At 65.4% G+C, this 14,189-nt stretch carries 13 protein-coding genes; 7 read left to right on the top strand and 6 right to left on the bottom strand.

Annotated elements, in window-relative coordinates; translation table 11 throughout:
- Positions 1-42: 42 nt before the first annotated feature.
- From AC58NV_RS16375 to AC58NV_RS16355, 5 genes are all read left to right on the top strand, one after another.
- A complete protein-coding gene (locus AC58NV_RS16375) occupies positions 43-1,209 on the top strand; it encodes a penicillin-binding protein activator (protein ID WP_497228066.1) in 1,167 nt (388 codons plus the stop codon).
- Positions 1,169-4,006 (top strand): [protein-PII] uridylyltransferase, encoded by a 2,838-nt coding sequence (locus AC58NV_RS16370; protein WP_497228065.1) that lies wholly within the window; start codon positions 1,169-1,171, stop codon positions 4,004-4,006. The genes AC58NV_RS16375 and AC58NV_RS16370 overlap by 41 nt, the downstream gene beginning before the upstream one ends.
- Positions 4,003-5,553 (top strand): murein biosynthesis integral membrane protein MurJ, encoded by a 1,551-nt coding sequence (gene murJ, locus AC58NV_RS16365; RefSeq protein ID WP_497228064.1) that lies wholly within the window; start codon positions 4,003-4,005, stop codon positions 5,551-5,553. Before AC58NV_RS16370 ends, murJ begins: the two co-directional genes overlap by 4 nt.
- Positions 5,550-6,137 (top strand): Crp/Fnr family transcriptional regulator, encoded by a 588-nt coding sequence (locus AC58NV_RS16360; RefSeq protein WP_497228063.1) that lies wholly within the window; start codon positions 5,550-5,552, stop codon positions 6,135-6,137. The genes murJ and AC58NV_RS16360 overlap by 4 nt, the downstream gene beginning before the upstream one ends.
- A gap of 88 nt (positions 6,138-6,225) precedes the next feature.
- Complete coding sequence (locus tag AC58NV_RS16355) at positions 6,226-6,423, top strand: YgaP family membrane protein (RefSeq protein ID WP_497228062.1); 198 nt, start codon at positions 6,226-6,228, stop codon at positions 6,421-6,423.
- Between the two features lie 223 nt (positions 6,424-6,646).
- Here AC58NV_RS16355 and AC58NV_RS16350 read toward each other — a convergent pair whose 3' ends face one another.
- Positions 6,647-7,333: a rhomboid family intramembrane serine protease gene (locus AC58NV_RS16350; protein ID WP_497228061.1), complete on the bottom strand. Its 687-nt coding sequence runs from the start codon at positions 7,331-7,333 to the stop codon at positions 6,647-6,649.
- Positions 7,334-7,432: 99 nt separating this feature from the next.
- Between AC58NV_RS16350 and trpS the strand changes: the two genes are divergently transcribed.
- Together trpS and AC58NV_RS16340 are read left to right on the top strand one after the other, a co-directional pair.
- Positions 7,433-8,461 (top strand): tryptophan--tRNA ligase, encoded by a 1,029-nt coding sequence (gene trpS, locus AC58NV_RS16345; RefSeq protein ID WP_497228060.1) that lies wholly within the window; start codon positions 7,433-7,435, stop codon positions 8,459-8,461.
- Positions 8,462-8,604: 143 nt separating this feature from the next.
- Positions 8,605-10,614, top strand: a complete 2,010-nt coding sequence (locus AC58NV_RS16340) for an OmpA family protein (protein WP_497228059.1) — start codon at positions 8,605-8,607, stop codon at positions 10,612-10,614.
- 54 nt (positions 10,615-10,668) lie between these two features.
- Here the strand turns inward: AC58NV_RS16340 and AC58NV_RS16335 are convergent, their stop codons facing one another.
- From AC58NV_RS16335 to paaG, 5 genes are all read right to left on the bottom strand, one after another.
- Positions 10,669-10,878, bottom strand: a complete 210-nt coding sequence (locus AC58NV_RS16335) for a hypothetical protein (RefSeq protein ID WP_497228058.1) — start codon at positions 10,876-10,878, stop codon at positions 10,669-10,671.
- A 62-nt stretch (positions 10,879-10,940) separates the two neighbouring features.
- Positions 10,941-11,537 (bottom strand): TetR/AcrR family transcriptional regulator, encoded by a 597-nt coding sequence (locus AC58NV_RS16330; RefSeq protein ID WP_497228057.1) that lies wholly within the window; start codon positions 11,535-11,537, stop codon positions 10,941-10,943.
- 16 nt (positions 11,538-11,553) lie between these two features.
- Entirely contained in the window at positions 11,554-12,864 is a 1,311-nt protein-coding gene (gene paaK, locus AC58NV_RS16325) for a phenylacetate--CoA ligase PaaK (RefSeq protein WP_497228056.1), read from the bottom strand.
- 15 nt (positions 12,865-12,879) lie between these two features.
- On the bottom strand, positions 12,880-13,305 hold the full coding sequence (gene paaI / locus AC58NV_RS16320; protein ID WP_421054207.1) for a hydroxyphenylacetyl-CoA thioesterase PaaI: 426 nt from the start codon (positions 13,303-13,305) through the stop codon (positions 12,880-12,882).
- A gap of 2 nt (positions 13,306-13,307) precedes the next feature.
- A complete protein-coding gene (paaG, locus tag AC58NV_RS16315; RefSeq protein WP_497228055.1) occupies positions 13,308-14,093 on the bottom strand; it encodes a 2-(1,2-epoxy-1,2-dihydrophenyl)acetyl-CoA isomerase PaaG in 786 nt (261 codons plus the stop codon).
- Positions 14,094-14,189: the final 96 nt, after the last annotated feature.

Here is a 14,189-nt window from a genome sequence, read left to right as displayed (position 1 = left end):
ACACGGCGCTGCAGCGCCGGGAGAACGGAGTTTCAAGCCATTATGTTTGCTGTTTTCAAACGCGCCCGCAAGGCGGCACTGACTGTCGCTGCAGCCGTTTCCGCCATTGCCCTTACCGCCTGTGACCCGATTGCCGTTGGCACCGGCCCCACGATCAATACTTCCAAACCCGTTCCGGTGGCGCTGCTGGTGCCGCGCGGCTCCGCCCAGCAGGGCGACGGCGTGCTGGCGAAAAGCCTGGAAAACGCAGCCCGCATGGCCATCGCTGACCTAGACAGCGTGCAGATCGACCTGCGGGTCTATGATACCGCGGGCAGCCCCGAAGTTGCCTCTGGCGCGGCGCAGCAGGCGCTCAATGACGGCGCCCGCATCATTCTCGGCCCGGTCTATGCCGAAGCCGCCAATGCCGCAGGCATCGCGGCGCGCCAGCGCGGCGTGAACGTGCTGGCCTTCTCCAACAACACGGCGATTGCGGGCGGCAACGTCTTCATCCTGGGGCCGACTTTCGACAACACTGCCCGGCGGCTGACCGGCTTTGCCGCCCGCAACGGCAAGCGGAACATCCTGGTTGTCGGCGGCAATGATGCCGCGGGCAGCGCAGGACGCAGCGCAATCCAGCGCGCCGCCAGCCAGAGCGGTGTCAATGTCGCAGGCAGCGTCGGCTATGAGCTGTCGCAGCAGGGGGTGATCAATGCCATTCCCAATATCCGTACCCAGGCCGCTGCCGCAGATGCGGTTTTCCTGACCTCGACCACCGCAGGCGCACTGCCGCTTCTGGCGCAGCTGCTGCCCGAAGCCGGTGTCGATCCGGCTGAAAAACAGTACATCGGCCTGACCCGCTGGGACATCCCGCCCCAGACCCTGGCGCTGCCCGGCGTTCAGGGCGGCTGGTTCGCCCTGCCGGACCAGAGCAAGGTCCAGCAGTTCAGCGCCCGCTACCAGGCCAGCTATGGCGCGGCGCCGCATTCCATCGGCAGCCTGGCCTATGACGGCATTGCCGCCATCGGCGCCCTGGTTGCGGCCGGCAAGTCCGACGCGCTGACCGCCAGCGCCCTGACCCAGGGCGCCGGTTTCCAGGGCGCGGGCGGCATCTTCCGTCTGCGGCCCGACGGCACCAACGAGCGCGGGCTGGCAGTCGCCACCATCCAGGAACAGAAGGTCGTGATCATTGACCCAGCCCCAAGCAGCTTCGCCGGCGCAGGCTTCTGAGCCCGCCGCCCCGGCGCAGCCCTCAGCCAGCCGCCACCCTGAACCGCTGGGCCCGCTGATCTGCGGCCCGGCGGACATTTTCGACGCCGCCGGCATCCAGGCGCAGATCACGGCGCTGGCTGAGGACACCGCACCAGCGGCCCTGCGCGCGGAAACCGTGAAAATCCTGAAGGCGGCCAATAAGGCCGGGCGCGCCGCAATTGCCGCAGCTTTTGCGGAGAAACCCTTTGCCGCGCGGGAGCTGACCCGCTCCTACACTTTCCTGACCGACGGGCTGGTAACCACCGCGCTTTATGTCGCCAGCGAACTGCTGCACCCGCTGGCCACCCCCACCCAGGGTGAGCGGATCGCAGTGATGGCCGTCGGCGGCTACGGACGGGGGGAAATGGCGCCGGCCTCGGACGTCGACCTGCTGTTTCTCACTCCCTACAAGATCACCGCCTGGGCGGAGAGCGTGATCGAATCCATGCTCTACATCCTGTGGGACCTGCGGCTGAAGGTGGGCCACGCAAGCCGCACCATCAAGGACTGCATCCGGCTGGGCGGCGAGGATTACACCATCCGAACCGCGATGCTGGAGCACCGTTTCCTGGCGGGCCACGCCCCTCTGGCGAAGGAGTTGGACAAGCGCCTCAAGAAGGAGCTGTTTTCCCAGGACGCGCAGGAATTTGTCGAGGCCAAGCTGGCCGAGCGCGACGCCCGCCACCTGAAGCAGGGCCAGCGTTATATGGTGGAGCCCAACGTGAAAGAGGGCAAAGGCGGCCTGCGCGACCTGCAGTCGCTGTTCTGGATTGCCAAGTACCTCTACCAGGTGAAAGACGCCGAAGACCTGGTGCCGCTGGGCCTGTTCCGCCCTGAGGAATTGGAACTGTTTTCCAAGGCTGCGACCTTTCTGTGGGCGGTGCGCTCGCATCTGCATCTGGCGACGGGGCGCGCCACCGAACAGCTGACCTTTGACCTTCAGGTCGAGGTCGCCAGCCGCATGGGATACGAGGACAAGGCCGGCCGCCGCGGTGTGGAAGTCTTCATGCAGGAGTATTTTCGCCACGCAACCCGCGTCGGCGACCTGACCCGCATCTTCCTGACCAAGCTGGAGGCCAGCCAGCAGAAGACCGCGCCTCTCCTGGAACGGATCTTCCGCCGCCGCCCCCGGATAAAGCCCGGCTACAAGGTGGTGAACAACCGGCTGGACGTCATCGACCCCAAGGCCTTTCTGGAAGACCGGGTCAATCTGCTGCGGCTGTTCGAGGAAGCGCTGCGCACCGGGATGCTGATCCACCCGGATGCAATGCGGCTGGTGACAGCCAACCTGCACCTGATCGACGATGACATGCGCAACGACAAGGAGGCGCGCAAGCTCTTTCTGGACCTGCTGCTGAAGCACGGCAACTCCGAGCGCGCCCTGCGCCGGATGAACGAGTTGGGAGTGCTGTCGGCTTTCCTGCCGGAGTTCGAACCGATCGTGGCGATGATGCAGTTCAACATGTATCATTCCTACACGGTGGACGAGCACACGATCCAGGTGATCGCCAATTTCGCCGCGATTGAGCGCGGCGAGCTGGAGGATGAGCTGCCGCTGTCCTCCGAAATCCTGCGCAAGGGGCTGAACCGCAAGGTGCTGATGGTGGCGATGCTGCTGCATGACATCGGCAAGGGCCGCGAGCAGGACCATTCGATCCTGGGCGCGCAGATCGCCCGCAAGGTGGCGCCGCGGCTGGGGCTGAAACCCTCGGAATGCGAAACCGTGGAATGGCTGGTGCGCTATCACCTTCTGATGTCCGACATGGCGCAGAAGCGCGACATCGCCGACCCGCGCACGGTGCGCGATTTCGCAAAGGCGGTGCAGACGGTAAAACGGCTGGACCTGCTGCTTCTGCTGACCGTCTGCGATATCCGCGGTGTCGGCCCGGACACCTGGAACAACTGGAAGGCGGCGCTGCTGCGCGCGCTTTACGGCCAGACCCGCGCGGCGCTGGAGGGCGGCATGGAGGCGCTGAACCGCGAACACCGCGGCGCGTCGGCCAAGAAGGCGCTGCGCGAGGCGCTGCCCGATTGGTCCAAGGCCGACCTCAAGACCGAGACCGCCCGCCACTATCCGCCCTACTGGCACGGGCTGCATGTGACTGCGCATGTGGATTTTGCGGAAATGCTGCGGGACTACACCGCCACAGGCGACCCGGGCGAGGTGATGATCCGGCTCTATCCGGATGTGGACCGCGACGCCACCCGCGCCTGTTTCGTGATGGAGGACCACCCGGGGATCTTTGCCCGCATCGTCGGCGCCCTGGCGCTGGTCGGGGCCAATGTGGTGGACGCACGTTCCTACACCACCAAGGACGGCTATGTGACCGATGCCTTCTGGATTCAGGACAGCGAAGGCCATCCCTTCGACCCGATCCGGCTGCACCGGCTCAAGCAGATGATTGAAAAAACCCTGAAGGGCGAGGTGATCACCCGCGACGCGCTGAAGTCCCGCGACAAGATCAAAAAGCGCGAGAAAGCTTTCAAGGTGCCGACCCATATCACCTTCGACAACGAGGGGTCGGAAATCTACACCATTATCGAGGTCGACACCCGCGACCGGCCCGGGTTGCTCTATGATCTGGCCCGGACCCTGGCCTCCGCCAACGTCTATATTGCCAATGCGGTGATTGCGACCTATGGCGAGCAGGTGGTGGATGCCTTCTATGTCAAGGACATGTTCGGCTTAAAATACTACTCGGAATCCAAGCAGCGGACGCTGGAGAAGAAACTGCGCGAGGCAATTGCCGAGGGCGCAAAACGGGCGGATATATGAAACCGATCAAATTGCTGTCGGGCTTCCTGACCGTCGGGTTCTGGACGCTGGCAAGCCGCCTGCTGGGGTTCGCCCGCGAAATCCTGATTGCCGCTTTCATCGGCCCGGGACCGGTGCTGGACGCCTTCATCGTCGCCTTCCGCCTGCCCAACATGTTCCGCCGCTTCTTTGCCGAGGGCGCTTTCAACGCCGCCTTTGTTCCGGCGTTTTCGAAACGCTACGAGGCCGGCGAGGACGCCCAAACCTACGCTCAGCAGGCCTTTAACCTGCTGGCCGCAGCGGTGCTGGCGCTGGTCGGGCTGGCCATGGTGTTCATGCCGGGGCTGGTGTGGCTGACGGCGGGCGGCTTTGTCGGCGATGCGCGGTTTGATCTGGCGGTCGGGTACGGCTACATCGTCTTTCCTTACATCCTGTTCATGTCGCTGGCAGCGCTGTTTTCCGGCGTGCTGAACGCCACCGGGCGCTTTGCCGCTGCCGCGGCCGCCCCGGTGCTGCTCAACATCTTTGCCTGCACGGCGATGACAGCCGGAGCGCTCCTGGGCGGCGAGGTCGTGATCTGGCTCACCTGGACGATCCCGGTTGCCGGTGTGGCCCAGCTGGCGCTGGTCTGGGCAGCGGCAGCAAAGGCCGGCGTTTCCCTGCGGCCCGGCCTGCCGCGCTGGAACAGCGAGATGCGCGACCTGGTCCGGATCGCCGTGCCTGCCGCCCTGGCCATGGGCGTCACCCAGATCAACCTGGTGGTGGGGCAATACGTGGCCTCCGACATTGAAAAGGCCGCCAGCTGGCTGTTCATTGCCGACCGCCTGTATCAGCTGCCGCTGGGCGTCGTGGGCATTGCCGTGGGCATCGTTCTGCTGCCCGCCCTGTCGCGCCGCCTGCGCGCCGGCGACCGCGCGGGCTCACAGGACGCACTGTCGCGCGCCGGTGAATTTTCGCTGCTGCTGGCAGTCCCTTCCGCCGTGGCCTTCATCACCGTGCCGGTGCCGCTTGTCTCCGTTCTTTACGAGCGCGGCGCCACCGGCCCGGAGGATGTGGCCGCCATCGCCATTGCCGTCGCCATCTATGGCGCCGGCCTGCCAGCCTTCATGCTGCAGAAGGTGCTGCAACCGCTCTACTTCGCGCGCGAAGACACCAAGGCCCCGTTCCGTTATGCGCTGGTCGCGATGGCAGTGAACGCAGCGCTGGCCTTCGGCCTGAAACCGGTTCTGGGCTGGATTGCCCCCGCCATCGCCGCTTCCGCTGCCGGCTGGGTGATGGTCGCCTTGCTGGCTCTCGGCTCCCGCGGCATGGGGGAGGAAGCCCGTTTCGACGCCCGCTTCCGCCGCCGCGCCTGGCGCATCCTGGCCGCCGCCGCCGTCATGGGCGCCGTGCTCTACGCAGTCGCCGCATCCGCGGGCTGGCTGTTCACGCTGGACTTCTGGCGCTACCTGTCCCTGCTCGGCCTGGTGGTGCTGGGCGGCGCGGTCTACTTCGCCACAGGTCAGGCCATCGGCGCCTTCCGCCTGTCGGAGTTCCGCAGCGCCCTCAGCCGACGGAACCAGGCATGAGCCGCCTCTCTTGCGCCGCCGGCACCGTGCTGTTCCGCCCGGGGCAGGACTGCCCCGGCTTTGTCCGCCTCGCCGCCGGCCGCATCAAGGTCACCCTGACGGCCGCCAACGGCCGCGAAGTCGTGCTGTACCGCGTCGGCCCGGGCGATGTCTGCCTGCAGACCTTTGCCTGCCTCACCGACGGGCGCGCCTATGCAGCGGAGGGCGTGGCAGAAACCGCTCTGGAGGGTGAAGTCATCCCGCATGCCGCCTTCCGTCAGGCGATGTCAGAGGACGGGGCATTCCGCAGCGAAGTGCTGACAGCCGTTGCCCGCCGCTTTGCCGATTATGAACAGCTGGTGGAGGATGTCGCGCTCACCGGATTTGACGCAAGGCTCGCCCGCGCGCTGCTGCGTCTGGCGCAGACCGGCGACGATATCCGCATCACCCATGATGCGCTGGCGGCCGAAACCGCCTCTGGCCGTGCCTTTGTCACCCGCCGCCTGCGCGAATTCGCCCGCCTTGGCCTGGTGGAAACACAGCGCGGCCGGCTGCGCATCCTGGACCGCGCCGGGCTGGAGCGGACCGCTCAAGATGAAGCCTGAGCTTTGGTGACACTGTCACCGACAGGCGGGCAACGCCTGGCCTAGAACGGACTCACGATTTCCAATCCGAGTTCGAAAGGACCACGCAATGCCCCGTAACGAAGGCACCCTCGACCGCGCCCTGCGCATCCTTCTTGGCCTGATCCTGCTGTCGCTGGTTTTCATTGGCCCGCAAACCCTGTGGGGTCTGATCGGCCTGGTGCCGCTGGCCACCGGCCTGATGGGCTACTGCCCGCTCTATCAGCTCATCGGCCTCAGCACCTGCCCGTTGAAGAAGCAGGGCTGACCCTCCCGGCAAATTCCGGGTCAAGGGCGGCACAGCCGCCGCGCGGCGCGCGCGGTTCACCCTTGAGGCGGGATTTGCCAACGGCACAATGGCGACGGCGCCTTCAGGGCAGGCCTGCCCCTGAAGCGCTTCTCAGCAGCTCTCCCCGCCGCGCGTCAGCGCGGCCCAACGGCTGGCGATGCCCCGCATGGGGCTTCTCCAGCGGGCGGGAGCGTTTGCGGGATCAATCGTGGCGGATGCGGTTGCGGATCCGTGCCCAGCCGCCCGGGGCCAGGAAGAACGAGAGCCCGAACCCGGTGGCAAAGCCGCTCAAGTCCGCCACCCAGTCCTTCTGGCCGCCAAACAGCAGCCCGAACAGCAGCTGCGCCCCCATCAGGAAGGCAATCAGTGTGAAGGCGCGGCTCTGCTGCGCCCCGACAGACGCCAGCGAGCGCCACAACAGGAAGGTGAATGCGCCGATCAGCCCGTAAACAGCGGGGAAACCGCCCACCAGCGGCACCGGCGAGTTGACCAGCAGCGCATAGCCCAAGGCGCCGCCCGCGCCGGACAGCAGGAAGATGATGACCATCGCCAGATCACCCATCACCTCGCCCACCATCTTGCCCATCGCCAGCACAAAGACGCAGACGAAAACCGCGTGGGTAAAGGCGCCATGCACGAAGATATAGGAAAGAAACCGCTTCAGATGCTCCGGCCCCCAGCGGCCGCTTTCCTGCATCCACCAGAAGATGTCGCTGGAAAACGCATAGGACTGCACCGCCTCCAGCCGCCAGCCGATCGCTTCCGGCCCGCCGATGATGCCGCGGGCGCCCAGCGAAAACACCGCCTCGATGCCCATGATGATCAGCACCAGCGCCACCACGGCGGCGGGCAGCGGGTTGACGGGGGCGTTGTGGGGCTGGCTGCTCATCCTGGCTCCTTGCGGCACGGAATCCCCCGCGCCTGTTGACCTATCCTGGCCCCATGGGTAAGCGACGATGGTGCATAATTCCAGACGGGAGTTTCCGCGATGAGCGAAACCAGCTTCACCCCGCGCGTGTTTTCGGGGATCCAGCCTTCGGGCAACCTGCATTTGGGGAATTACCTCGGTGCGCTGAAGCGCTTCGTCGACTGGCAGGCCAAGGATATCGAGACCATCTACTGCATGGTCGACCTGCATGCGATCACCGTCTGGCAGGACCCCGCGGATCTGAAGAAATCCACCCGCGAGCTCTGCGCCGGCTTCATTGCCGCCGGGATCGACCCGGAAGAATCGATCCTGATCAACCAGTCCCAGGTGCCAGAGCACGCGCAGCTGGCCTGGGTTTTCAACTGTGTCGCCCGCATGGGCTGGATGCAGCGGATGACCCAGTGGAAGGACAAGGCCGGCAAAAACCAGCAGAACGCCTCCCTGGGCCTGTTTGCCTACCCGGCCCTGATGGCGGCCGACATCCTGGTCTACCACGCCACCCATGTGCCGGTGGGCGAGGATCAGAAGCAGCACCTGGAGCTGACCCGCGACATCGCGATCAAGTTCAACCACGACTACGGCGTGAACTTCTTCCCGGAGACCGAGCCGGTGATCGAAGGCGCCGCGACCCGGGTGATGTCCCTGCGCGACGGCTCCAAGAAGATGTCGAAATCCGACCCCTCGGACGCCAGCCGCATCAACCTGACCGATGACGCCGACGCCATCGCCAAGAAGATCCGCAAGGCCAAGACCGACCCGGAGGCGCTGCCCTCCGAGGTGGAAGGTCTGGAGGACCGCCCCGAGGCCCGCAACCTCGTGAACATCTACGCCGCCCTGAACGAGCAGACCGTGGAACAGGTGCTGGCCGACGTCGGCGGCCGCCAGTTCTCGGAGTTCAAGCCGATGCTGGCGGATCTGGCGGTTTCCAAGCTGGCGCCGATCTCCACCGAGATGGCGCGGTTGATGCAGCAGCAGGACGAGATCGACAAAATCCTGGCCCGCGGCGCCGAGCGCGCCCGCGCGATCACCGCGCCGATCCTGCGCCAGACCTACGACATCATCGGCATGGTGCCGCCGCCGGCGGTCTGACGCTCAGCCGCCAGCGGATATCAGCCTGATCCAAGCCGCCCCCGCCCAGGGCGGCTTTTCTTTTCCCCCCGCAATGCGCAACTTTCCCGCTGTTCATCAGTTATCCTTGTGCGGCCGCGTGCCGGAACAAGAAAGGAACCGTAATGAAACCGGGAATTTTCAAATCATCCACGGCGCTGGCAGTGATGATCTCGCTGGCGGCCCCGATGCCCGCCCTGTCGCAGAACCAGGGCGGCCAGCGGATCGACCCGAGCCAACTGTCCGCCGCAGAAATCGGCGAACTGGTGGACCGCTGCCGCAAGCGTGCGGAACGGCGGCAGAAGAAGCTGGAGGCCGGTCAGGACATCGAAGAGAAGACCGGCAAGGTCGCCAGGTTCTGCCAGGCTTATGGCGAAGGCGCCTTTGACCCGGCCCTGCCCGCAAACCTCCAGTCCGCCAGTGTTCTGGCAGGCATCGGCGCTGCGGAGGCAGAGGTGACGGCGTCCACTGATCAGGCAGCCGGGGCGCAGGCAGAGGCTGTAGCGGAGGCCCAAACCGAAACCGGCAGCGAAGCGCAGCCCCAGGCTGAAGCTGCAGCCGAAGCCGCCGGGCAGCAGGACGCGCAGGAACAGCCTGCAGTGGCCGAAGCGCAAGTAGAAACCGAAGCTCAGGCTGCAGCCGAAGCGCAAGCACTGGCAGAGGCTTTGGCACAAGAAGAAGCTGAAGCGCAGGCGGCGGCTGAACAACAAGCACAGACTGAGGCCGAAGCTCAAGCCGCAGCAGAAACACAGGCTGCAGCCGAAGAGCAAGCCGCAGCTGAACAAGCTCAGGCGGAAGCAGCCGCGCAGGCTGCAGCCGAGGAACAGGCCCAGGCAGAGGCACAGGCCGAAGCGCAGGCAGAGGCTGAGGTGCAAACCGACCCCCAGGCTGACGGCAGCGGCGAGGCATCCGCAGGCGCCAGTGCCGAGGAAATCGCGGCGGACCTCGCCCAGTCACAAGGCGGGACACCTGAAGAAACCGACAATCCCGAGCTGGAGGAACAGGACAGCCAGGCCCAGGCTGATGCCCTGGCAGAGGAAACCAGCGAGCCCGCTGCCGCCGCCGCGGCAGCCGCGGACGGTGCTGTTTCCGAAGGCGAGGCCGAAGTGACCGAAGAAGTGGTCACCGAGGAGACCGCGCGCAGCTCTGACGAGGAGTTTGAAACCGGCGTCAATGAAAACGCCCAGGCAGAAGCCCAAGTGGCCGCCCCGCAGGCCAATGCCGCCACTGAGGATGACAGCGGCCTGTCGACCCGCGAGCGCAACGCCCTGCTTGGCCTTGGCGCCCTGGCAATCGGCACGCTGCTCAACAACGGCGGCAAGGTCGTGTCCAACTCCGGCGACCGCGCCGTCGTCGAGCAGGACGGCCAGTACCGCGTTCTGAAGGACGATGATGCGCTGCTGCGCCAGCCGGGCTCCAACGTGACCACCTACCGGTTCCAGGACGGCTCCACCCGCACCGTGGTGGTGCGCGAGAACGGGGTCGAGGTGGAAACCATCCGCTCCGCCAAGGGCCGGGTGCTGCGCCGCACCAAACTGCTGCCGGACGGCCGCAACGTGGTGCTGTTCGATGATACCCAGAAGGCCGAGCGCGTGGTGGTCAATGAGCTGCCGCAGGTGCAGGACAACCGCCGCGCATTCTCCAGCACCGGCGCGGTCTCGGCTGAGGACCTGGCCGCGGCGCTGGCCGCACAGGAAGCCAAGACGGTGGACCGGCGCTTCTCGCTGGCGCAGATCCGCAACATCGACGCGGTGCGCCGCCTGACGCCGGTGATCAACGTGGATTCGGTGAATTTCGACACCGGCTCCTCGGTGATCCGCCCTCAGGAAGCAGAAGAACTGGCAACGCTGGGCAACGCGCTGCGCGAGCTGATTGACCGCAACCCGGGCGAAGTGTTCCTGATCGAAGGCCACACTGACGCCGTAGGCGCCGCGACCTATAACCTAGCTCTGTCGGACCGGCGCGCCGAAACCGTGGCGCTGGCGCTGACGGAGTATTTCGGCGTGGCGCCGGAAAACATGGTGGTGCAGGGCTATGGCGAAAGCGATCTGGCCGTCAGCACCCTGGACGCCGAGCGCGCAAACCGCCGCGTCGCGGTGCGCCGCATCACCCAGCTGCTGGGCAATCCGGGCTGATTGGCCTGAAACGATACGGCATCCGGCGGGCACGTCCCGCCGGGTGTTTCACTGTTACTCTGCCGGTGTCTTCTTCCGCGCAAGCAGCCCGTATTTCAGCGCAAACTGCTTCCAGGAAAACCGCCTCCTGCCGGGTGCCGCCTGCAGCATCCCCGCCGTGCGGTCGAACTCATACATGTCGATGGCCCGCTCGGCGCAGCCGCAGGCCTCGCCCAGTCCAACCTTCTTGTAATAGAAATTCTCGAAGTTCTCAGGTTTCTGCATGGCACCCTCCGATCCCAGGGCAGGCTAGCGCAGAAACACCCGAACGCAAAACCGCGCCGCGGTCAGAGCCCCTTGACCCCGCTCAGCGTCAGGTCGGCCACCAGCCCGGCATAATCCTCGCGCGCCTTTGACCCGGCACCGGAATTCCACATGTAATACCAGTTCAGCATTCCAAAAACAGACATGGTGGCGCCACGCAGCTTGGCCGCGTCGCCGTTGAAAATCTCCGGTGCCACGTCCTTCAGCGCATCGCTCATGAACTGCACCATCTCGCGCTGGTAGCCGCGCAGATGCTTCTGCTGCTCCTCGGGCAGCGCCCCCATCGCGCCCAGCTGCACCTGGTGTTCATGGTCGGCACCCTGATAGGCCAGCATGATTTCTGACACGATGCGGCGCAGCCGGTCCTCGGCGCCAAGCCCCGTCAGGTCCACCCCGCAGACCCGATCGCGCAGCTCGCAAAGGTAGGTATCAAGGAGGCCGTAGAGCACGGCGTCCTTGCTGTCGTAATAGTGGTAGATATTCGCCTTGGAGATCCCGCATTCGCGCGCCAGCTGGGTCATTGAGGCCCGGTCGTAGCCGGACTCGGCAAACACCTTTGCCGCCGACTTCAGGATCTGCGCGCGTTTCTCATCGTGGTCTTTTGCGATCGTGCGGGCCAAGGCTCACTCTCCCGGGTCAGGACTTGCTGCGGTTGTCGACGACGCGCTTGGCCTTGCCCTGGCTGCGCTCGACGGACCCCGGGTCGCCTACTATGATCTCGGTCGAAACGCCAACCATATCCTTGATCCGCTTGGTCAGCATCCGCGCCGCGGCGGTCTTGCTCAGCTCGTCGGTTGCATCCGGATTGGCCTCCACAAACACCCGCATCGCGTCCATGCGGCCGGATTTGTAGAGCTCGATCTGATAGTAAGGCGCGAGGCCGCCGGTCGCCAGCAACTGCTCCTCCACCTGGCTGGGGAACACGTTGACACCGCGCAGGATGATCATGTCGTCGCTGCGGCCGGTAATCTTCTCCATCCGCCGCATCGAGCGTGCGGTGCCCGGCAGCAGACGGGTCAGATCGCGGGTACGGTAGCGCACCATCGGCAGGCCTTCCTTGGTCAGCGTGGTGAACACCAGCTCGCCCAGCTCCCCGTCCGGCAGCACCTCGCCGGTCTGCGGATCAATGATCTCCGGCAGGAAGTGGTCCTCCCAGATCACCGGCCCGTCCTTGGTCTCGACGCATTCATTGGCCACACCCGGACCCATGATCTCAGACAGGCCGTAGATATCGACAGCGTGCATATCAAAGGCCTCCTCGACCTCCTTGCGCATCGCGTCGGTCCAGGGTTCGGCACCGAACACACCCACCTTCAGCGAGCACTCCCGCGGATCCATCCCGACCTTGTGGTACTGCTCCAGGATGTTGAGCATGTAGGACGGCGTCACCATGATGCCGTCGGGCTTGAAATCGGTGATCAGGCCGACCTGTTTTTCGGTCTGGCCGCCCGACATCGGAACCACAGTGGCGCCCAGACGCTCAATCCCGTAATGCGCACCCAGCCCGCCGGTGAACAATCCATAGCCATAGGCGTTATGCACCATGTCGCCCTTGCGCAGGCCCGAGGCACGCAAGCTGCGCGCCACCAGATCCGCCCAGTTCGAAATGTCATTGGCGGTATAGCCCACAACCGTCGGCTTGCCGGTGGTGCCGGAGGACGCATGCAGGCGGATGATTTCACTGCGCGGCACCGCAAACAGGCCAAAAGGGTAATTGTCCCGCAGGTCGTTCTTGTAGGTGAAGGGGAACTTGGCCAGATCGGACAGCTGCTGCAGGTCGTCCGGATGCACGCCGGCCTCATCGAACCGCTGCTTGTACATCGCCACGTTGTCATAGGCATGGCGCACCGACCACTTCAGCCGCTCCAGCTGCAGCGCGCGGATTTCGTCGATCGAGGCGATCTCGATCGGGTCCAGTTCACCCTTCTTGGGGCTCAGGTCTTCCATGGCGTCCTCCACACCTTATTCGTCAAACAACTGGCCTTTGACCGCCCGGGAGAAGCCCCGGAACTCGGCGATCTGCTGGCCGTCCTGGTTGGTCACTGTCACGTCATAAATGCCGCTGCGCCCGGTCAGGGAAATCTCGCGGGCCGTGGCAATCAGCTTGTCGCCCAGCCGTCCCGGCGCGGTGAAGCTGATCACGTTGTGCTGCGCCACGGTCGACTGGTTGCGGCTGTTGCAGGCAAAGGCAAAGGCGCTGTCGGCCAGCATGAAGGTCACGCCGCCGTGGCAGATGCCGTGGCCGTTGCAATGGTGCTGGGCAATGGTCAGTTCCAGCGTGGCCTCGCCCTCATCCACATGAGTGATCTCCATTCCCGCCCATTTGGACGCGTGGTCGTCCGCCCACATGGCGGCTGCGGATTTCTCGGCGCGTTCTTTCGGGGTCATGGTCACTTGCCCTTGAACGCGGGTGCGCGCTTTTCCAGGAAGCTGGCAACGCCCTCGGCATAGTCCGCGCTCTCGCCGCAGGTCTTCATCGCGTCCGCCTCGATCTCCAGCTGATCGGACAGCGTGTTGACCGCCGCCGCCTGGATGCACTGTTTGGTCAGCCCCAGGCCCAGCGTCGGGCCATTGGCGAATTTCTCGGCAATGGCGCGGGCTTCAGCCATCAGTTCGTCATCCGGCAGCGCCTTCCAGATCAGGCCCCAGTCCTCGGCCTTCTTCGCGGGCAGCGGCTCAGCGGTCAGCGCCAGCCCCTTGGCGCGGGCCTCGCCCAGCAGTCGCGGCAGATGCCAGCTGCCGCCGGTGTCCGGGATCAGGCCGACCTTGGAGAAGGATTGAATGAACTTGGCGCTTTCCGCCGCCAGCACCATGTCGCAGGCCAGCGCCAGATTGGCGCCCGCCCCCGCGGCCACGCCGTTCACCGCGCAGATCACCGGGAAGTCCAGCTCGCGGATCAGCCGCACCAGCGGCGCATAGAATTTGCGCACCGTCTGGCTCAGGTCCGGCGGCCCGTCCATCTTGCGCGGATCGCGGTCGCCCAGATCCTGGCCGGCGCAGAAGCCGCGCCCGGCGCCGGTCAGCAGCACCGCCCGGGCGCCGCCGTCGCGCGCGGCCTCCAGCGCGCCGCGCAAGGCGTTGTGCATCTCTTCGTTGAAACTGTTCAGCCGGTCCGGGCGGTTCAGGGTGATCTCCACCCAGGTCCCGTGGTCCACAACCAGAATCGTATCGCTCATCGCTCCCTCACCCTGTCAGCGGTGCATTTGACAAACTTCTTGCATAAACCGACCGGACGGTCAATATATCTCAACATCGGATTCCAGCCAGCCGGC

It is taken from the genome of Leisingera sp. ANG49 (genome assembly GCF_059694505.1).
The sequence above is the reverse complement of the archived record's forward strand: the minus strand, read 5'-3'. Positions and strand labels throughout refer to the sequence as shown.

Bases quoted from the DNA above. Each gene is read 5' to 3' on its own strand.
- AC58NV_RS16340 (WP_497228059.1), top strand. From the start codon at position 8,605: ATGAAACCGGGAATTTTCAAATCATCCACGGCGCTGGCAGTGATGATC.
- trpS (WP_497228060.1), top strand. From the start codon at position 7,433: ATGAGCGAAACCAGCTTCACCCCGCGCGTGTTTTCGGGGATCCAGCCT.
- AC58NV_RS16375 (WP_497228066.1), top strand. From the start codon at position 43: ATGTTTGCTGTTTTCAAACGCGCCCGCAAGGCGGCACTGACTGTCGCT.
- AC58NV_RS16350 (WP_497228061.1), bottom strand. From the start codon at position 7,333: ATGAGCAGCCAGCCCCACAACGCCCCCGTCAACCCGCTGCCCGCCGCC.
- paaG (WP_497228055.1), bottom strand. From the start codon at position 14,093: ATGAGCGATACGATTCTGGTTGTGGACCACGGGACCTGGGTGGAGATC.
- AC58NV_RS16355 (WP_497228062.1), top strand. From the start codon at position 6,226: ATGCCCCGTAACGAAGGCACCCTCGACCGCGCCCTGCGCATCCTTCTT.
- murJ (WP_497228064.1), top strand. From the start codon at position 4,003: ATGAAACCGATCAAATTGCTGTCGGGCTTCCTGACCGTCGGGTTCTGG.
- AC58NV_RS16335 (WP_497228058.1), bottom strand. From the start codon at position 10,878: ATGCAGAAACCTGAGAACTTCGAGAATTTCTATTACAAGAAGGTTGGA.
- AC58NV_RS16360 (WP_497228063.1), top strand. From the start codon at position 5,550: ATGAGCCGCCTCTCTTGCGCCGCCGGCACCGTGCTGTTCCGCCCGGGG.
- paaI (WP_421054207.1), bottom strand. From the start codon at position 13,305: ATGACCCCGAAAGAACGCGCCGAGAAATCCGCAGCCGCCATGTGGGCG.
- paaK (WP_497228056.1), bottom strand. From the start codon at position 12,864: ATGGAAGACCTGAGCCCCAAGAAGGGTGAACTGGACCCGATCGAGATC.